Annotated in this window: 17 protein-coding genes; 3 read left to right on the forward strand and 14 right to left on the reverse strand. The window is 47.1% G+C overall.

Annotated features, from left to right (window positions below; translation table 11 throughout):
• Positions 1 to 15 precede the first annotated feature (15 nt).
• Both Q0882_RS05730 and ercA read right to left on the reverse strand, forming a co-directional pair.
• Positions 16 to 1,749 carry a NahK/ErcS family hybrid sensor histidine kinase/response regulator gene (locus Q0882_RS05730; RefSeq protein ID WP_299178993.1) on the reverse strand — a complete coding sequence of 578 codons (1,734 nt, stop codon included), beginning with the start codon at positions 1,747 to 1,749 and terminating at the stop codon, positions 16 to 18.
• Entirely contained in the window at positions 1,733 to 2,899 is a 1,167-nt protein-coding gene (gene ercA, locus Q0882_RS05735) for an alcohol dehydrogenase-like regulatory protein ErcA (protein WP_299178995.1), read from the reverse strand. The genes Q0882_RS05730 and ercA overlap by 17 nt, the downstream gene beginning before the upstream one ends.
• A 375-nt stretch (positions 2,900 to 3,274) precedes the next feature.
• Between ercA and Q0882_RS05740 the strand changes: the two genes are divergently transcribed.
• Complete coding sequence (locus tag Q0882_RS05740) at positions 3,275 to 4,333, forward strand: porin (protein ID WP_299178998.1); 1,059 nt, start codon at positions 3,275 to 3,277, stop codon at positions 4,331 to 4,333.
• Between the two features lie 173 nt (positions 4,334 to 4,506).
• On the opposite strand, the gene Q0882_RS05745 is transcribed toward Q0882_RS05740, so the two are convergent.
• The 11 genes from Q0882_RS05745 to pqqA all read right to left on the reverse strand — a co-directional run bounded on the left by Q0882_RS05745 (position 4,507) and on the right by pqqA (position 16,120).
• Positions 4,507 to 5,397, reverse strand: coding sequence for a LysR substrate-binding domain-containing protein (locus tag Q0882_RS05745; RefSeq protein ID WP_299179000.1), 891 nt, complete (start codon positions 5,395 to 5,397; stop codon positions 4,507 to 4,509).
• A gap of 26 nt (positions 5,398 to 5,423) precedes the next feature.
• Positions 5,424 to 5,864 carry a phosphate-starvation-inducible PsiE family protein gene (locus tag Q0882_RS05750; protein WP_299179002.1) on the reverse strand — a complete coding sequence of 147 codons (441 nt, stop codon included), beginning with the start codon at positions 5,862 to 5,864 and terminating at the stop codon, positions 5,424 to 5,426.
• Between the two features lie 99 nt (positions 5,865 to 5,963).
• A complete protein-coding gene (locus Q0882_RS05755) occupies positions 5,964 to 6,893 on the reverse strand; it encodes a universal stress protein (RefSeq protein WP_299179004.1) in 930 nt (309 codons plus the stop codon).
• A gap of 504 nt (positions 6,894 to 7,397) precedes the next feature.
• On the reverse strand, positions 7,398 to 8,096 hold the full coding sequence (locus tag Q0882_RS05760) for an energy transducer TonB (protein ID WP_299179007.1): 699 nt from the start codon (positions 8,094 to 8,096) through the stop codon (positions 7,398 to 7,400).
• 63 nt (positions 8,097 to 8,159) lie between these two features.
• Positions 8,160 to 10,538 carry a TonB-dependent receptor gene (locus Q0882_RS05765; RefSeq protein ID WP_299179009.1) on the reverse strand — a complete coding sequence of 793 codons (2,379 nt, stop codon included), beginning with the start codon at positions 10,536 to 10,538 and terminating at the stop codon, positions 8,160 to 8,162.
• A 156-nt stretch (positions 10,539 to 10,694) separates the two neighbouring features.
• Positions 10,695 to 12,566 carry a prolyl oligopeptidase family serine peptidase gene (locus tag Q0882_RS05770; protein ID WP_299179011.1) on the reverse strand — a complete coding sequence of 624 codons (1,872 nt, stop codon included), beginning with the start codon at positions 12,564 to 12,566 and terminating at the stop codon, positions 10,695 to 10,697.
• 8 nt (positions 12,567 to 12,574) lie between these two features.
• Positions 12,575 to 13,753: a pyrroloquinoline quinone biosynthesis protein PqqE gene (gene pqqE / locus Q0882_RS05775; protein WP_299179013.1), complete on the reverse strand. Its 1,179-nt coding sequence runs from the start codon at positions 13,751 to 13,753 to the stop codon at positions 12,575 to 12,577.
• 121 nt (positions 13,754 to 13,874) lie between these two features.
• Positions 13,875 to 14,159 carry a pyrroloquinoline quinone biosynthesis peptide chaperone PqqD gene (gene pqqD, locus Q0882_RS05780; protein ID WP_299179014.1) on the reverse strand — a complete coding sequence of 95 codons (285 nt, stop codon included), beginning with the start codon at positions 14,157 to 14,159 and terminating at the stop codon, positions 13,875 to 13,877.
• On the reverse strand, positions 14,152 to 14,922 hold the full coding sequence (gene pqqC, locus Q0882_RS05785; protein WP_299179016.1) for a pyrroloquinoline-quinone synthase PqqC: 771 nt from the start codon (positions 14,920 to 14,922) through the stop codon (positions 14,152 to 14,154). Before pqqC ends, pqqD begins: the two co-directional genes overlap by 8 nt.
• A gap of 32 nt (positions 14,923 to 14,954) precedes the next feature.
• A complete protein-coding gene (gene pqqB, locus Q0882_RS05790; protein ID WP_299179018.1) occupies positions 14,955 to 15,875 on the reverse strand; it encodes a pyrroloquinoline quinone biosynthesis protein PqqB in 921 nt (306 codons plus the stop codon).
• 173 nt (positions 15,876 to 16,048) lie between these two features.
• Positions 16,049 to 16,120, reverse strand: coding sequence for a pyrroloquinoline quinone precursor peptide PqqA (gene pqqA, locus Q0882_RS05795; RefSeq protein ID WP_003243383.1), 72 nt, complete (start codon positions 16,118 to 16,120; stop codon positions 16,049 to 16,051).
• A gap of 243 nt (positions 16,121 to 16,363) precedes the next feature.
• On the opposite strand from pqqA, the gene Q0882_RS05800 reads away from it, so the two are divergent.
• Together Q0882_RS05800 and Q0882_RS05805 are read left to right on the forward strand one after the other, a co-directional pair.
• Positions 16,364 to 17,212, forward strand: a complete 849-nt coding sequence (locus Q0882_RS05800) for an SDR family oxidoreductase (protein ID WP_299179020.1) — start codon at positions 16,364 to 16,366, stop codon at positions 17,210 to 17,212.
• Between the two features lie 77 nt (positions 17,213 to 17,289).
• Positions 17,290 to 18,069 (forward strand): enoyl-CoA hydratase, encoded by a 780-nt coding sequence (locus tag Q0882_RS05805; protein ID WP_299179022.1) that lies wholly within the window; start codon positions 17,290 to 17,292, stop codon positions 18,067 to 18,069.
• Between the two features lie 138 nt (positions 18,070 to 18,207).
• On the opposite strand, the gene Q0882_RS05810 is transcribed toward Q0882_RS05805, so the two are convergent.
• Positions 18,208 to 20,100, reverse strand: coding sequence for a propionyl-CoA synthetase (locus tag Q0882_RS05810; protein ID WP_299179024.1), 1,893 nt, complete (start codon positions 20,098 to 20,100; stop codon positions 18,208 to 18,210).
• Positions 20,101 to 20,201: the final 101 nt, after the last annotated feature.

The raw sequence follows: 20,201 nt of genomic DNA on the forward strand, positions 1-20,201 counted from the left end.
ACTACACGATCTTATTCACGCCAGATGAGTCAGAAGCGCACGCAGCTTACCCGGTTTAACCGGTTTATTTAATACTGGAAAACCCAGCTGTCGAAACATCTGACGACACTCCGTACTTCTGTCAGCGGTCAGCATCACAGCGGGTATATCCAACCCGAATGATTCGCGTAAATTAAGCACCGCATCGGTCCCTAGTTTATCGTCATCGAGATGAAAATCGGCAAGAATGACTTCAGGTACAAACTTCTCATCCTGACAGAGCTCTCGCGCCTCAACTTCACTGAGCGCAGTGATCACCTGACATCCCCACTGCTCAAGCAGGGCCTGCATACTGACCAGAATGTTCTCTTCATTATCGATAACCAGAACGGCCAGACGATTCAACTGATCAGGGATCGGCTGATGAAACTTAGTGACGGTATGCACGCTCACTGGGTTTTTGACCAGAGGCACCTCCACCGAAAACATCGATCCTTTGCCCGGTATTGAGGAGACTTTTAACTGATGCCCCAGCATATTGGAGATCCGTTCAACAATGGCCAGCCCCAGACCTACACCCTGCCGCCCCTGAGATGCATGACAGTCCAGTTGCTGAAACTCTTTAAAGATCTCCTGCTGTTTATTCTCAGGAATTCCAGTGCCTGTATCCCACACCTGGATACTGAGTTTATCGCCCTTGCGACGACACCCCACCAGCACCTTGCCATCACCGGTATACCGGATCGCATTACTGATGAAGTTTCGGATAATACGGAGCAGAAGGCGGGAGTCACTCTTAACGACCGCAGAGCTGAAGCTTGCCTTGATATGTAAACCTTTGCTCTCAGCAACCGGTTGAAACTCTCCCACCATCGATGCCAGCAGTTGATAGACGCGAAATTCGCTAATATCGGGATTAACCGCTTTTTGATCAAGTTTGGAGATATCCAGCAAGTCTGTCAGCAGGTCTTCTGCATTTTCCAGTGCAAGGTGAACGCGCTCAATCAGATGTGCATCCTGCTCATGGAGCTCGCGCTCGCGCAAAGCAGCGATCAACAGTCGAGCTGCATTCATCGGTTGCAACAGATCATGACTTGCCGCAGCCAAATATTTATCTTTGCTCTTGTTCGCCTCCTCTGCGACCTCCTTGGCAACCTTGAGCTCTTTCTGAATCTGCTCCCTTTCAGAGATCTCTTTCCAAAGCTTGTCGTTCAGCGCAACCAATTCATGAGTACGGCTCTCAACACGACTCTCAAGATCCTCATTCAGCTGCTTCAGGCGCTCCTGTGTTTTCTTACGCTCAGTAATATCCTGAACAAACGCTTCAACAGTGGTTGCTTCGCCTTCAACTGTCTTCAGTAGCGCATTGATAGAGACATGAACACACTGACCATCAGCACGTCTGAACAGGGTTTCAAATCCAAATACCCGTCCATAGTCAATCAGGTTACGCCTGAAAACGCTGTAGGAGTCATGGCAACAGAAGAGCGAGGATTCAACAGTCTCAACCCTGTGACAGAAGTCATCGGAGGAGAGATAGCCACAGATCTTCACGATAGCGGGATTAGCTGTGGAAATCCCCCCATCTAAACTCGCCTGAAAAATTCCATGCTGAGCATTCTCGAAGAGCCATTTATAACGGTTCTTCTCCTGCTCCAGCTCATCCAGTTTGCTGACTAGCTCCGGATAGTAACTTTTCCTTGCGGAGTGATTACCCAGCCCGATCAGGCTGGTAACGGTTTGATCCTGATTATCAGAGCGCTTCTTCATAGACGGCTTCTACATCACGCTTATTAGATTTCCGTGGATTGGTCAGTATGCATGGATCCAGCAGAGCATGATCAGATAGCACGGGGATATCCGTGACATGTACACCGCTCTCGGCCAGTTTTTGTGTCAGGCCTACATCCTTTTTCAGATTGATAACCCGATTCATCAACTGTTTCTGAATCTGCACGGTGTTCAATCCACGCGTATCGATCCCCATCGTTTCCGCCACTACTTTGAAGCGCTCATTCGCTTCTTTGTAGTTGAAATCGATCACATGCTCCAACAACATCGCATTACATAAACCATGGGGCAGATCCAGATATCCACCCAGGCTATGAGACATCGCATGAACCGCACCCAGAATCGCATTTGAGAAGGCAAGTCCCGCTTTCATCGATCCGAGCATCACCTGTTCACGCTTATGAATATCGAGTGGATTCTCAACCAACTGAACAATATTCTCATTAATCAGTCGCATCGCATCGAGCGCATGCATATCGGTTAAAGGACCGGCCCCCGTTGATACAAACGCTTCGATCGCGTGCACCAAGGCATCAATCCCGGTACAGGCACTGAGAAATGGATCCATCGTCATGGTGGTTTCAGGGTCGATCAGCGCGACATCAGGTACTACCGCTTTACTGACAATCGATATCTTAATTTTCTCAACCGGATCAGAGATGATCGCAAATTGAGAAACATCCGCTGAGGTGCCTGCTGTGGTGGGGATGAACACAAGCGGTGGAATCGGCAGATCAATCGTATCGATCCCTTCGTAATCAAGTATGTGCCTGCCGTTAGCAGACACAATACCGATACCTTTTGCACAATCCATCGGGCTGCCACCACCGATGGCAACGATCACATTACAGTTGTGCTCCTGATAATAACGTGCACCTTCCATCACCTCTTCCGCTCTTGGATTGGCGGAGACGTTAGTAAAAGTGACGTGTTCAACTTGCTCTTCCGTGAGTAGATCAGAAATATCTTTTAGCCAGCCCGCGGCTTCAACACCCGGATCTGATACCACCAGAACTTTGCGAGCGCCAAAGGTCTTCGCATAATTAGCGACCGACTTCCGTGCCCCGACCCCGAAAATAATTTCGGGTGAGACGAACTTACGCAAATTAGAAATGTCATTACTGCTCATCGACTGTACTCACGAGGCGGCAGATCTTAAAATCAACGCCTTTATTATTGTTGTTATACAAACTTGTCCCGAAGTGTACCCTAAGCCATTAGGCTACCCAAGCGGGACGAAACGCTTTTGTCATATATAAGAAGCATAATTCACTTTTAAACAAATTGTGCGTCTGCGAAAGCTTTTAGTTCTTCGGTAGCAATCCCAGCACTACCTCCTTTGACGCAGCCTCTTATCAACTATTGCCCCTGTACAGTATTCATACAGTCGTACCGATCCCAAGGTTATAGAACAAACATTCCATTGCCCGATATGCCCCCCTTCATCAGTTTCCGATAATCGCTTCATCGTTAAACAAACTAATTTCCGTAATTCGGGGGCGACATGAAAAATAACAAGGCCAAGCTGTTAGCAGTAGCAGTTGCAATGGGAATCAGCGCACAGGCAAGCGCTGCGATTGAACTGTATAACCAGGATGGCACGACTTTCTCTGCTGATGGTCACTTCAACGCTTTCTACGTACAGACAGATGACGACGCTACTGGCGATCAGTCTCGTGTACGCATGGGCTTCCTTCCTAACTGGATTGGTTTCAACGTTTCTAAACAGATTGATGATCTGACTGTAGGCGGTCGCTCCTCTTTCTGGGTTACCATCAACGATGGTACTAACAGCGTTACAGACACTGCGATCGATGTTCGTCAGTTCTACGGTACTGTAGACGGTGAATTTGGTCAGGTTCTGTTCGGTAAAGATTTCGGCCTGTATGCACGCTCTAACATCTTCAACGATGAACTGTTGCTGGGTACTGGTCTACCAATGATCAACACAGGTGGCGTAACCTTCGGTAACATCTCTGTTGGCTACCCATACACGACTCCTAATGCTCAGATCACTTACCGCTCTCCAGTAACTAATGGTTTCCAGGTTGCTGTAGGCGTTATGGATCCAGACAGTGGTGAAGACGGTACTGGTGCTGGCGATGATGCTCGCTTTGAAGCAGAAGGTACTTTCAACACTGATTTTGACGGCGGCAAATTCTCTGCATGGCTGAGCGCTGCAACCGGCGAATCTAACGTTGATGGTGGCAGCGTTGAGGGTATCGCTTACGGTGCACGTATCGCAATGGGCGGCTTCCAGTTCACTGCATCTGGCTTCGATCAGGAAGGTATCAGCGTAGCTCTGGCTGACCGTACTGTTGCCAGCAATGTTGATTCTGATGGCTACCTGCTACAGGCTTCTTACGGTGCAAACGGCCACCGTATCGTACTCTCCCACGGCGAGTCAGAAGTTAGCGGTGCGGATTCTATGGAGCTGGATTCAATCGCCTACTTCTATGACATCAACAGCAACCTGAAACTGATTGCTGAATACGATATGGCTGAAGACGGTTCCGGTAACGAAACTGACCAGTTTGCAATCGGTGCTGCTCTAAGCTGGTAATCCCGGTTTTATAGCAAGAACCCTTGGCCGCGCCTCTGATCCCCCCTTCTCCAGAGCCGCGGCCTTCTTTCTTTACGTTGTACAACCCTAAACCTAAACGCTTTCTCAAATTCAAATTAACATATCTGAATAGCCATACCTGGACCCGTCACAGCAGATCACAACAAAGTAATTTACTGATCGATTTTGACTCTTAATAACGCCTCTACAATTGGATTGATAGCACCACTGTACCGGTAGATGGCATACAGCTCCTCTCTTACCTCGGGCACAGATCCTATGACATCGACTGAGTATTGATTACATATCTCTGACTGAATATAGGTGGGTGCTGAAAAGATACCAGCTCCTGATTCCCCTATAACCTTCAATAAAGCACTATCATCAATTTCAGCAAATATATTCACCTCTAGGCGGTGATCACGTAGCCAATCTCTTAATTTTTGTAGATAAGGTGTATTTCGGCCGTAACTTATAAAATTCTGATTTGAAAGGGATTGAGGGAAGTTTTCATCCAAGGCTCTCGCTCTACCCCCCTTACAAAAAAAAGACATAGATGTAGACCCCATACTTTCAACAACCAACCCTTCCTGCTCTAAGTCTGGTGGTATGTAGTCCGTAATTACAACATCGACCTTTTTCTGTTTGAGGTCCAGCAGCAGCTCACTTGCATGCGCAGTACGACAGACAAGGTGTATTTTTTGACTTAATTCAGTAGCTGGCCTGATCACTTTCCAAGCCAAAATTTTATGAACGGTTGACGCAATACCCACCGAGAAGTCAATGACACGATTTTTACCTGAGTTTTTGACCATCTCCTCAAGTTGTGATGTCACCTCAAAGATACGGTCTGCATAGGTAAACACCTCCTTCCCAGTAGGAGTGAGAACCAGACTGCGCCCTTCTCGCTTAAAGAGCATTAACTCTATATTTGACTCTAATGTAGATATCTGTGAACTAAGCGTCTGCGGGGTTAACCCTAAAATATCACACGCTTTAGTGATGGAGCCCTCTCTAGCTGTCAGCCAGAAATAATACAGATGCTTTAAATTGATCGAATTCATCCTGAAACCCCGCTCCGACACCCAGGTCAGTCAATGTGGGATGTCACTGGTAATTTGTGAATGAGCCAATAGCCAATACTCATACTTAGCGCAACAGCAGCAAGGCCATAGATATAACCCGGCGTAACTTCACCAAAATCAAGAACTATTACTTTACGTGCAATAGCCATGAGCGCAGTAGCCATTACTATTTTTACATGTATAACATCATCTCTCAGATAAATTGTAATATTTATAAGAATTTCTATCGCGATAAGAACCGCCATAAAAGCACCAAATGTAGCCAGCATGTCTGATATTGTTAAGATAAAAATCGGGGGCTTATTCATCTTTTCATAAATTGTCCAACCGACATCCACCACCCCCATGATAATCACGAACACCATCAAAATAGCAAGCAAGCGAACACTCAATCTGACTAATCGATATAGATGTGTAATTAATGGTTCATCAACATTAGGTTTCATAGATTCACCTCACAGAACTCAATTCTTTTGGGTGATTAAAGTACATAATCAGTCAATAACCACTAAGAAAAATCAACGTAAATAGTTTCTGTAACTTCCTTATAGATCGACCATGACTGGCGATTTAAAACCCTTTGGTTTTATTGCAACAACAGATGATGCAATAGACTGCAAAATATTTTCAGCCGTATTTCCTATGATGTAACCTGAAATACCCGTTCTTGCCACAGTACCCATCACTACAATATCGAAACCTACAGAATTAACGTAGCGAGGTATTTCTGTTTCTGCTTCACCTCTAACCAGTACACATTCAATATCTTCGCCATATTTATTTTTAAAACCTTCCATCAACTTTTGATATTTAATCTCTTTTTTATTAATTAAATCCAGATAGTTATCATCAGAATCTAGGAATGGATTTTTACTGAGTAAAGATTCACCGTAAAAAGACCAACAGCTAATCACATGGACTTTAACATTTAGAATTTTCGAAAATCTTCGTGCGGCGAACATAATCCTTCTGTTGAGCTCTTCCCCTTCATCATTTTCTTCAAGCTTCAAATCAATTGATATAACCATCCTACTATATCCACCACCATGCTGATGACGCATTATCCAGACAGGTAGTGTTGACTTCCTTAATAGATGAAAATCGGAACTACACAAAAAATCACGTTTGAAATCTTCTACCTTTGCAACCAGGTCGTAATTTCCCGAGTCAGCCTTTTTGATTATTTCTATAAAATCAATCCCGCAAACTACACAGACATCTATTTTTTCACCAATATCAAGTCCGTTAATCATATTAACCAACCTTATTCGATTGTACTCTATTGTTTTATTTTCAATATCCTTGAATTCAGCAGCACTACAAATATCCGGCTCAGGGAGTAATTCACTAGTGATCACTTTAAATACAGTGATTCTTCCCTTTGTCTCCCTAATAAAATCGAGGCATTTATTAAAGGCCGGATCATCAGTTAAAACTATTTCTTTATGAGCTATAAATAAAATATCATTAAACATAAGTAACTCCAGAAATGACGATAAAACAACCCTAACAACTATCGGGAACAACTAAAACTGAGCAAACCTGAATTAATATTCGATTTTTTCGAAGTATTTTTTTTCGTTTAATCTACATTTCGGACTTATATGCAAGTTTTAACTAGACGTAATTTGATTTACAGAGGCATAAACCGTTGCAATATTGGCAGCACATCCCATATAAAATACGGGACGTTCTCTGGTGACACATATAGGGACAAAACCTTCAGAGAAGAGAGGGCGCTTGGGACAAAAAAAAGCCTGCTATAAAGCAGGCGAAGTACGACGGTTAGAGCTCTTAGAAAGAAAACTCAAAGCCAGAGAGTGGATGTAAAGAACATGACAAAACTTAGTCATGCTTATTATCCATCTACAACACACATCTGGCTGTTCTGCATCGGAACGAATTCATCTAATACTTTGGTCCATCGCCATAAGACATAGCCAAGATGCACGTAATAGCTAGATAAGGTTAGAGCCAGATTACCTTAGCTTGAATGCAACAGGCACCTCGACCCACGCTGAAGCGTATCCTCCCCCCAAGACGGCCGGCTCAAACTCCCAGGCAACAACAGCTTTACGCGCCGCTTCATCTAACAGTTCATAGCCGCTACTCTTATAGATAATGATTTCACGATTTTCTCCAGTTGCACTCACCAGTACACGAACAATGACAGTCCCCTCCTGACGCTTCCTTTTAGCTTTCCCTGGGTACTTAGGTGCTGCAGGGGATTGCCTGAAACCGGGCTTTTTAATCACCTTCAGCAAAACCCCGTTTTGATCGAGTTGAGGTTTTGTTGCCTGGGGGAGCTGGGCCAACTCCGAAACCACAGGCTCTGGTTTAGGTTCTTGTTCAGGCTCTGGTTCAGGCTCTGGTTTGGACTCTGGTTTGGGCTCTGGTTTGGGCTCTGGTTTAGGCTCTGGTTTGGGCTCTGGTTTGGGCTCTGGTTTGGGCTCTGGTTTGGGCTCTGGTTTGGGCTCTGGTTTGTGTTCTGGTTTGGGCTGCAACCTAGCGACCATATTGATATGGACTGTGCTAATCGAATCTTGCGAAGCAGCTTCGGCCTGGCTAAAGAGCGTGATCGGTTCTTTTGATAAAAACCAAAGCAGTAAAACGACATGTGCCAGCAGTGAAAGAATCACTGCCGGCAACATATTAGAACGGTTGTTAGACCCGCTCATTTCGGGCTCCGCAAATCAGCCTTGCAGAGCCCACCGATACTATCTGCCCTGAGATGATTCATATTAGAATCGAGCTCGGATTCCGATCACTGCAGAGCGTGGTTTGCCCGGACCTACGAAGCGGTGGTCATCAATACCCTGATCTTCCAGTACCTCATCGGACTCGCCATAGACCCCAAAGGTTTCGTACTCCTTATCAAAGAGATTATCGATACGCCCAAACACCTCGATATTATTTTTCAACTTGTAGACACCGCGCAGATTGAGTAGCGCAAAGCCATCCACTTTCTCATTTTCGTTCGCTTCATCACCCCGGTAGTACTGGCTGCTCTGGTAGGAAACTTCCGCTCCCAGATCCAGTTTTGGTGTCACAGCCCAATCAGCAACCAGCTTTAGGTTGTGATTTGGCAATCCAGGGATTGAATCGCCCCTCTCTACTGAACGGGTATCACCCAGCGGATTGTTATTGCTGACTGAATCAAATGCTGTTTGGAATGTTGCATCCATATAGGTGTAGGACAGGCCAAGATTCAGGTTTTCATACCGTTTTGATGCAGCAAGCTCTATACCCTGACGACGTGTTTTGCCAACATTGTCAAAGTAGCCCTCTGAGGCCAGCCCCCCGGCATTCTGGAAGATGATGTCATCATGATTGGTTGTGTGAAAGACACCTGCTGACCACTGATAACCCGCTCGCTGACCTCGAACACCCGCTTCAAAGCTCTTTGCTACAACCTGTTCTAGCGGCGGATCAGATACAAAACCATTGGGTAGTTTGCATGGATCGTCCGGATCAGCACAGCTCAGCTCTGCAGGCGTCGGTGCGCGAGAGGACTCACTGTAGCTAGCGTAGACGTTTAGGTTATCCGTTGCCTGATATGCCAAACCAACAGCTGGATTAAAGCGCTTAAATGTATGCTTGCCGGTCAGATCTTCATTCTCTTCACCAATACCCAGCATATCGATTCGGGTGTAGTTGTAGCGCCCGGAAAGGGTCAGATCCAGCTTTTCATTCAATGCCAGCGTATCAGTAATGTAGAGGCCCACGTGTGTCACATCAGTTTCTAAGCGCACACTGGATTCATTATCAAACAGACCAATGCCGGATACACCGCGATCTTCGCCCTCTTCATTATTCAGCTCAGCGAACTGAGTATCTGATTGAAAGTCGATCTCTGCATACTCAAGGCTTCCGCCCACCGTCAATTGATTCTCTTTACCCTGTAGATCATCAAGGAAGGTAACCTGTGAGCCCAGACCAAAGCTTTCCATCTTCGTTTCAGAGGTATTTAACGTACCATCAAACAGCTCATCATCCGCCACCAGATCAGCAGCCAACGCTGGATCAATTGATGCTAATGAGTCCTCATCATCAAAGCCTCTAAACTCGACTGCTTCCAAACCATCTTCAGCTTCACATAGTGATGCATTTACACTGCCGCCTGCCGGTGCAGCCAGAGGGTTTTCATTATCGCCATCGACATAACATAAGCCGTAATCGCTGTCGTCTCCATTCAGAGTTTTAACCCTGTTTCGACGGTAGAACAGGTTACCCGCGAGCTGTGTATTATCATCGATCCAGGTATCACCATTCAGGGCAAACAGTGCCAGATTGGTTTCTGTCTGATCAGGTTGTGTGTAGATCGCTTCACGCCCTTCAAGCGCAAACAGATCAATCGGTGCCGCACCGTTACCGATCATCGTGTTGTTGTTTGCAGCGGCAGTCAGCTCGATGTTGTTATCACCATTTCTCCAGGTGAGGGTCGCTAATCCCTGCTGCACCTCAGTCGGGGAATGATCCCGCCAGCCATCCTCTTCGAAATAGTTACCGATCAGGTAATAACCGAATTCACCATCATTCCCTCCGGTCTGTACTTCAAAATTGAAGCGACCATCTTCACCGATTGAACTTTCAGTCTGTGAACCGGGGTTATCAAAGCCGTTCTTGAGTTTAATGGAGAGTGCACCACCCAGTGTGTTCTGACCAAATACAGGATTAGAACCGGCGAATAGATTTATCGATTCTATCGCCCCTTCAGGCAGCAGATCCCAATTGACGGTATCGCCAAAAGGCTCATTGAAGCGGATCCCGTTCACATAAACCGAAAGACCCTGTGGTAGACCCAGTAATGGGGATGCGGTAAAGCCGCGGTACTGCACATCAGGCTGATACGGGTTATTAACCGCTTCATTGATGGTCACACTACTGAAGTTATAACGTAGATGCTCAGCCACATTCAGCGCCTGAGACCTCTCAATCTCCTGACTATTTGCAGATTGAACCGCAGCGGCAATTCTGCTCTTTTCGATACCTACACCGTGAATCGGTGTGTTACCAATAACTGTTACACCCTGCAGCTGAGTAACATCTTCGGCGTGGACTACACCCGTTAAAGCGACCCCTGCAATCAAAGGAACCCAGCATCTCTCTTGTCGGCTCATTTTTAATGACTCTATTGTTATTAGATTGTTAATCTAATCTTCACACAGTCATAAAGTTGCAACATTTATGCAACGGAGGTATCAACCCAGTCAATTACGATTACTACTATTGACCCCCCAATTTCCCGAATCAGTGAAGTCCATCTTCCTTTGGGGTTAAAGCTGCGCTCGGTAGAAAGAAAGCTCTGATTTCAAGACAAGTTCAGCGTTACCCGCCTGCCTGAATCCATGCCCCTCATCACTGAAGTAATGGGCTTCCACCGATATACCTCGTACCTGGAGTTGTTTCACCATCATCCGGGTTTGATCGGGAAGCACGACTCGATCTTTTTCACCCTGAAAGAAGATCACCGGCGCTGTTATCTGATTAGCTTTATGGATCGGTGCATAGGCTCGATAACGATCACGATTCCTAACCGGATCACCGATCAACCAGTGCAGATAGTATGATTCAAATTTATGAGTGCACTGATCCAGCACCTCCGGATCTGTGACACCGTACAAACTTGCACCCGCAGCGAAACAATCAAGTTCACACAACGCATTCAGAGCTGTGTACCCTCCAGAACTATTCCCACGTATAAAGATTGCAGATGGATTGATTGTTCTGGAGGCTATCAGCTCTGTCACAGCCTGACGGATATCTTCGATCTCAACCTCACCCCATCGCCCTTTCAGTTGTGACCGGTAGTTTCGACCGTAGTTACTACTGCCACGGTAGTTGAGATCGAGAACTGAAAACCCACGTTGGGTCCAGTACTGGATTTTCAGGTTAAGAATGGGATAGGTGGCCGCAGTCGGCCCACCATGAAGGAAGATCACCAGTGGCGGGCGTTCATTCAGCCCAAGCTCATAGGCACAGTTCGCTGGCGGGTAGAGATACCCATAACACTGAGTTTCACCGGAACCGAACTGTTTTGCTTCAGGCTTGGAACAATCACGCTCTGCTAAGGGCGACTCCCCGCCGACGACAATACGAAAATTTTGTTGAAGCTCCTTAAATAAGACAGCGGGCAATCGGTCCGGTGAAGCGGCGACGAGCGCTAACTTATTTTTTCTTATCGCCAGTGATTTGAAGTGATTAAATCCGCTCTCTACAGCGGAGCAACCGATCATCAACTGAGCACCTTCATGTAGCAGGGAGATCACCACAAGTTGATCGTCCATAAACCCGTAATGGCGGATGCCGCACTGCCAGGGCGAAGGAATAAGATCGGTCCGGGTTGCAGAAACGGCTGTCAGTTGACCGCTTACCGCATCAACCTGATAGATATTCCAGTAATCATCGCGATCACTGACAACATATAACTCATCTTTCTCTGTATACAGTGGCTGAGATAGAGATTCCGGCTCTTGTTCACCTGCGACCACACTGGCGGATTCAACCTCTCCATCTTCTGTAAATCTGAGCGTTAACAGCTGCGTAGATGTCCAGGGTTGATGAGGATGGCTCCAGGCAATAAATGCCAACGAAGAGGCATCAGACGAGAGTGTCGGGTATGCGTAGAAATCATAGCCCTGATGCAGAACCACAATATCTTCATCCTTTAAGGAGATTGCAACCAGCCTATTTTCAACCCCATCAGGTCGGTGGATCTCCTCTACCGCAAGTACCCGATTGCGTAGCTGATCCCAGACCGGCTCAATATATCGTCGATCATTATGGGACGTTAAGGGAGTGATCTGTTCAGGATTATCAAGTGATTGCAGATAGAGCTGCTGATCATCAGCATTAACAAAAATGAGCTGCTCGCTTATTAAACACCAACTCATACCTCCATATTCATGGACTCGGCTCTGAACACTGTAATCTTCAGGCGTTAGTAATTCGACTGTTCCCGGCCGGTTAGCTGGTTCACGACAGATCAGGCTGCGCCCCTTTCTATCGGGGCTATATTCAACCCAGTAAAGTCCACCCTGATTGTGAATCTGCAGCTGACTAAACTCCCTGCCCGCTGCAACGGCTGAAGCCTCATCCAAAGCAGACTCCCAGAAACCAGGCTTTTGGGCAGATTCCGGCTCAGCCATTAACAAAACTACCCTTTTGCAAACACTCGGGAGTTACGCTCATTGCGGTACACAAACTCATCTGGACGATTCACAACCTCTTCCGCTCTGTTTCGGGCCGTGACTATCTTGTCATGATGGGGAGACTTTCCGCAAACTGGATCAGCATTGTGCATATCACCTGTCAGCATATACGCCTGACAGTGGCAGCCGCCAAAGTCCTTATCCTTCTCATCACAACTACGGCAAGGCTCCTTCATCCAGTCATCACCGCGGAAATAGTTGAAGCCAGGGCTCTGATCCCAGATCTGTTGAAGACTCATCTCTTTAACATTCGGAAATTCAATCGGTAACATCCGAGCGCTGTGACACGGAAGCGCTTTTCCATCAGGTGTCACCGTCAAAAACACCTGCCCCCAGCCATTCATGCAACCTTTCGGACGCTCTTCATAGTAGTCTGGCGTGACAAAGATCAGCTTGATCGGATTACCCTCAGCGGCTAATTTCTTCCGGTATTGATTAGTGACCGCCTCGGCATGTTCCAACTGCGCTCTTGTCGGTAGTAGTTGCTCTACATTCTCAAACGCCCAGCCGTAATACTGACAGGTGGCCAGTTCAACATAGTCAGCCTCAAGCTCAACACAGAGCTCAATGATACGGTCGATCCGATCGATATTATGACGATGAGTCACAAAGTTCAGCACCATCGGGTAACCCTGAGCCTTAACTTCACGGGCCATTTTCAGTTTTTGTTCGAACGCTTTTTTTGATCCTGCCAACATATTGTTAACGGACTCATCGCTCGCCTGAAAGCTGACCTGAATATGGTCGAGACCCGCCTTATGGAACTCAGCCATCTTGCGCTCATTCAACCCGACCCCCGAAGTGATCAGGTTAGTGTAGTACCCCATCTCATGGGCACCTCCGATCAACTCAATCAGATCCTGACGAACCAGCGGCTCGCCACCAGAGAAACCAAGCTGAACAGCTCCCAGTTCACGCCCCTGCTGGAACAGATCCAGCCACTGTTGCGTGGTCAGTTCACCACCAAAATCTGAAAAATCGAGCGGGTTAGAACAGTAGGGGCACTGCAGAGGACATTTGTAGGTTAATTCAGCCAACAGCCAGAGAGGCTGACCGTGAGCTTTGGGCGTTGAGCCTCCCAGATTTGGCTGGGAGGGTGAACCATTACAAGGGGAAGCACTCATAGCATCAATCATCATTTATTATTATGAATTGACTCTATAATCACTCCTTTGATGAGGGAAGTGCAGCCTAAGATAGTAGCAATGAACTACTACTGAAGTACCATCAGGCTACACAGATCAATTAAAGGCTAATCCACCCCTGAGTATTTGCTTCCTGCATAAATTCCAGCACATCGGAGTCAAGCTCACCTGCATCCGGGAATTTTTCCTGAAGCTCACCAATAATAAGATCCACCGTACGCTCGCCATCAACCAGCGCCAGGATCTCTCCGGCAGGTCCATTCAGCTGAATCATCCCTTCTGGATAGAGTAGAACATAAGAGTTCTGAGCCTTCTCCCACTGGAAACGAAACATCTTATTCAGAGCAGGTTTTGTCGCCCTATCGATCATTGCATCCTCACTCATTAAACAGACCCCGGTGATATACCTTCTTCTCAGTCACCGTATGATAAGGTGCCCGATCAAGCTCATACGCCATGGTCATAGCATCCAACATCGTCCAGAGCACATCCAGCTTAAACTGAAGAATCTCCAGCATCCGATCCTGCTGTTCACGGGTGGTGTAGTGATCCAGTGTAATTTCAAGACCATGCACGACATCACGACGCGCCTCTGTTAGGCGATTACGGAAATACTGATACCCGTCAGATTTTATCCATGGGTAGTGATCTGGCCAGGTATCTAATCGGTTCTGATGGATCGTTGGGGCAAATAACTCTGTCAGGGAGGAACTGGCTGCTTCCTGCCAGGTCGCACGTCGAGCAAAATTAATATACGCATCAACAGCAAAACGTACACCCGGCAATACATGCTCACCGGAAAGGATCTCTTCTCGCGTCAGACCTACGGCCTCACCCAGACGTAACCAGGCTTCAATGCCACCCTCTGCTCCCTCATAGCCATCGTGATCAAGCACACGCTGAACCCAGTGGCGGCGCACATCACGATCTGGACAGTTAGCCATTATCGCTGCATCTTTGACGGGTATACTGATCTGATAGTAGAACCGATTTGCAACCCAGCCCCGGATCTGTTCAGGCGTACTTTTACCCTCATACATCGCAATATGATAAGGATGTTTCGTATGGTACAGGTCACCTTTTGCCCGCAGCGCCTGCTCAAACTCTTCGCGGCTCATCGGCAGTTTATCGTTCGCTTTGCTGTTCATTATTGTTCTGGCCTCTACACTATTCTGGATCTTTACAACTCGATAGACATCCCATCATATGAGACTTCGATGTTGTGCGACTCAACCTCAGCCCGCTCAGGGGAGTCTTCATCCAGTATTGGGTTGGTATTATTGATATGAATAAGCACCTTGCGCGGTTTTTCCAACGTATCAAGGTATTCAATCATGCCACCCTCACCTGACTGCGGCAGATGCCCCATCGCAACCCCCAGTTTATCGCCAACGCCACTGACAATCAGTTCATCTTCCTGCCATATCGTGCCATCAACCAGAAGGACATCAGAGCCCTCCATCACTGGGCGTAAATGGGGTTCAATCTGGCCTAAGCCTGGTGCATAGAACAATTTTTTCCCGCTGCGTGTGTCTTCGATTTGGATACCGATATTATCACCTGGATGTGGATCATCCCGATGCGGGGAGTATGGTGGTGCACTGCTCAGTAGCGGTACAGCCGTCAGTTTTAACTCAGGAACCTGAGGGATGACGAAACTATTACCACCCTCTCCCACCGGAATACGGTTCACGTGGTTACCACCATTCCAGTGTTTCAGCATATTAAAGACAGGGAACCCACTGCTCAGGTCCTGTTCAACCATCTCTGTACACCAGATATTGTGAGGACAACCCTCACGTAACATCAGCAAGCCGGTAGTATGGTCGATCTGACTGTCCATGAAGACTATGGCTGAGATCCCAGTATCACGGATCGCACGATTAGGCTGCATTGGAGCAAAGTTAGCCAACTGCTCACGAATATCAGGCGATGTATTAAATAAGATCCAATGCTCACCATCCGCACTGACTGCGATAGATGACTGTGTGCGCGTTTTTGCATTGATCGTACCGGCACGAACACCAGCACAGTTTTTACAGTTACAGTTCCACTGTGGGAATCCACCCCCGGCGGCTGAACCTAGGACTTGTACTTTCATTGTTATTCTTCTGTCATTAACCGTCGTTTTTCCCGTCATACTTTGATTATGTATTGGGACGGAAATAAATTGATATGCGTGTTGCTGAATCCGCTATGGGATGAGGGTCCTTCCAAGATAAATTACCCCGACAAAGGCCGGGGTAATCACAGAACTCACAGATAGGAAACCTATTAGCGGTTCGCGAAGTACATGGTTACTTCGAATCCGATACGCAGATCAGTGTAAGCTGGCTTAGTCCACATTATGCTTATCCTCTGTTTTTTGTTATTGAAAGGTATGTACAGACTGATAATAGGAAGGCTGGCTGGTTGCAGATATGGTACTTTGGAACGAAAAAAGACCTCATTTCGGTCAAACGCCTCGACCAACATCATTCTCTATATTTCCTAACCCCCCCATTCTCTTTATATTTCAGATAGTTAATACGGGCCTGAAGTATTATCATTTAAGGCTCTCAGTTAACTTCTGACTCACCTGGTCTAATAATGAATACCATTCTGATCACAGGCTGCTCTTCAGGCATTGGCTATTATTGTGCTAAAGCACTCAAAGAAGAGGGCTACAAAGTCTTTGCGACTGCTAAGAAAGCAGAAGATGTTGCCAGACTGACAAATGAGGGCTTTTTAAGTACCCAGTTAGATCTGGATAGCAGCCGCTCAATTCATGCTGCGATTAACTGGGTGTTATCACAGACAGATGGACGCCTAGATGCACTCTTCAATAATGGTGCCTACGGGCAGCCCGGTGCGGTCGAAGATCTCAGCCGTGAGGTACTCACAAAGCAATTTGAAACTAACCTGTTCGGTACCCACGAGCTTACCTGTGAAGTCATCAAGATCATGCGTGCACAGGGCCATGGAAGAATTATCCAAAACAGCTCGGTACTCGGACTGATCACTTTAAAATACCGTGGTGCGTACAACGCTTCCAAATTTGCTTTAGAGGGCTTAACTGACACGCTGCGTCAGGAGCTAACTGGCAGTAACATCTTTGTCAGCCTGATAGAACCCGGCCCGATTGAAAGTGATTTTCGTAAAAATGCGTACAATGCTTTTCTCACCCATATCCCACAACAGGAAAGCTTCCACCGTCCGGTCTATGAAGCGGTCGAAAAGCGTTTAGCTAAACAGAGCGCTGAACGTAAAAATGATCCCTTTACCCTGGGACCCGAAGCCGTACTGAAACCGCTAAAGCATGCGTTGACCCACCCCCGCCCCAAGGCTCGCTACTATGTGACAACACCAACCTGGATCTTCGCCCTGCTTAGGCGGATTCTACCCACCTGTCTGTTAGATAAAATCTTGCTCAAAATTTCTGATGACGAGAATAAGTAGCCTCAACCAAAAATAAGGGTATTCACTTATATCGTAATAACCTGTAGTCTGACCCAAAAAGAATAAGAAGGTTAATTATGAGCGAAGCACTCCTGTTACGATCTGATAGCCAGGGTATCTGCACCCTGACACTTAATCGCAGCGATGCGTACAACGCCCTTTCAATGGAGTTGATGCAAGCCATCTCTACCGAACTTGATCAGATCAAAGATGATATCGAAGTTCGCACCGTCATTATCAAAGGAGGTGGTAAGGGGTTCTGTGCTGGACACGACCTCAAGCAGATGATGGATGCTGGCGAAGAAGCCTACTACCAATCCACATTTGAAACCTGCTCCGAGATGATGCAACGGATCATCAACCTTCCGATTCCCGTTATCGCCCAAGTACATGGTGTTGCGACTGCCGCGGGCTGCCAACTGGTTGCCAGTTGTGACATGGCGGTCTGTGCTGATAACGCTCGCTTTGCTACCCCCGGTGTGAATATTGGCCTGTTCTGCTCTACACCCATGGTTGCGCTGACCCGAGCCCTTGCTCCTAAGCATGCTATGGAACTGCTGTTGACGGGAGATCTGATGAGCGCTGAACGGGCCACCGAGATCGGACTGGTGAATTGGTCGGTTGCAGCTGCAAAACTGGATCAGTTAACTCTTGAACTTGCAGAAAAAATTGCCAGCAAATCGCGTAAAACCCTATCAATTGGTAAGCAGGCGTTCTATCAGCAGACTCAGCAACCCTTAAGCGATGCTTATCAATACTGCAGCAAAGTGATGACAGATAATATGATGGAGAATGATGCTCAGGAAGGCATCGATGCATTTATAGGTAAACGCAAACCGGTATGGTCGCACCGCTGAAATAGATCAAACAACTAGACAAAAGAAAACCGCCTCATTTGAGGCGGTTTTTTTATGGGTTAACCCAAAGCTTGAAAAAAAGGGCGACCCGAAGATCGCCTGCACAGAGCTAAGGGTAATACACCGTTTCTGAGCTCGTTATTCAGAGATCAGACCATTACGGGACATTACGTCCTCCATAACGGATAAACTTGTTGGATCATCGATAGTCGATGGTACGCTGTAATCCTGACCGTCAGCGATCTGACGCATCAGCTTACGCAGAATCTTACCGGAGCGAGTCTTCGGCAGACGATCGACAACGACCGCTTTCTTGAAGCATGCAACAGCACCAATCTCTTTACGTACCAGCGCTACCAGCTCAGATTCCAGCTGAGAATCTTCAATCTCGACACCGTTCTTCAACAGTACAAAACCAATCGGTTGCTGCCCCTTCAGAGGATCATTGATACCGATCACGGCACACTCTGCAACCGCATCATGTCCTGCAACAATCTCTTCCATCTCACCAGTGGAGAGACGGTGACCTGCTACGTTGATCACATCATCGGTACGGCCCATGATGAATACGTAACCGTCTTCATCTTTGTAACCACCGTCACCAGAGCAGTAGTAACCGGGGAAGTCAGACAGGTAACCCGTACGGAAGCGTTCGAAATCACCCCAGACTGTTGGTAGGCAGCTTGGAGGCAGTGGCAGCTTGATCGCAATAGAGCCCTGCTCACCAGCTGGCACTTCATTACCTTCAGGGTCCAGAATCTGAACATTGAAGCCAGAGATTGGAACTGTCGCAGAACCGGCTTTCGGCTCCAGAGTCTCGATACCAGTCATGTTACCGCAGATAGCCCAACCGGTTTCAGTCTGCCACCAGTGGTCGATAACTGGCTTGCCAGTCGTTTCCATAGTCCAGTGGTAAGTTGGGGGATCAAGGCGTTCACCCGCCATAAAGATCGCCTGCAGATTAGACAGGTCATAGTTCTTCAGCAGCTCGCCATTTGGATCTTCTTTCTTGATCGCACGGAACGCAGTTGGAGCAGAGAACAGCACTTTTGCATTGTACTCTTCACATACACGCCAGAACGCACCCGCATCAGGTGTGCGAACAGGCTTGCCTTCATAAACAATCGTAGTGCAGCCGGCCAGCAATGGTCCGTAAACAATATAGGAGTGGCCTACAACCCAACCTACATCAGAGGCTGCCCAGAAAACATCACCAGGCTTAACGTTGTATACAGACTTCATGGAGTATTTCATCGCAACAGCGTGACCGCCGTTATCACGAACAACACCCTTCGGCTTACCTGTCGTACCAGAAGTGTACAGAATATAAAGAGGATCAGTACCTTTAACAGGCACACAATCCGCAGGTTCCGCTGTCGCCATCGCTTCAACCCAATCGATATCACGACCGTCGATCATGCTCGCTTTTGCTTCAGGACGCTGGAAAACTACGCAAGCAGATGGTTTGTGCGCAGACTTTTCAATCGCCTGGTCAAGCATTGGCTTGTACTCAATCACTTTCGCAATCTCAATGCCGCAAGAAGCCGAAACAATCACTTTAGGCTCAGCATCATCAATACGTACAGCCAGCTCATGCGGTGCGAAACCACCAAATACAACAGAATGGATCGCCCCCAGACGAGCAACCGCCAACATAGCAACCAGAGCTTCAGGAATCATCGGCATGTAGATGACAACACGGTCGCCCTTTTCAACGCCCTGCGCTTTCAAAACACCTGCAAACTTTGCAACATCATCACGCAGTTCACGGTAGGTAATTTTACGCTTCTGGTTAGTAACAGGAGAGTCGTAGATGATGGCATCGTTATCTGCCAAACCATTTTCAACATGGTAATCGAGCGCCAGGTAAGCGGTGTTCAGCTCACCGTCAGCAAACCAACGATCAATCCCATTCTCATCTTTAGATAGGATATTTTCTGGCTTCTTGAACCACTGCAGATCTTGAGCTTTCTCACCCCAGAACTGTTCTGGTGTTTCAATCGATTTAGAATACTCTGCTTGATAGGACATGTGCTTAGGCCCTTTGCTTGTAAGTTAACGGTCGGTTGTCCCAAGGGAAAGTTTATTATTATTGTAGACACTTTCCTCAATGTGTTGACACACTCTAACCG

Source organism: uncultured Neptuniibacter sp. (genome assembly GCF_947498015.1).
Classification (GTDB): domain Bacteria; phylum Pseudomonadota; class Gammaproteobacteria; order Pseudomonadales; family Balneatricaceae; genus Neptuniibacter.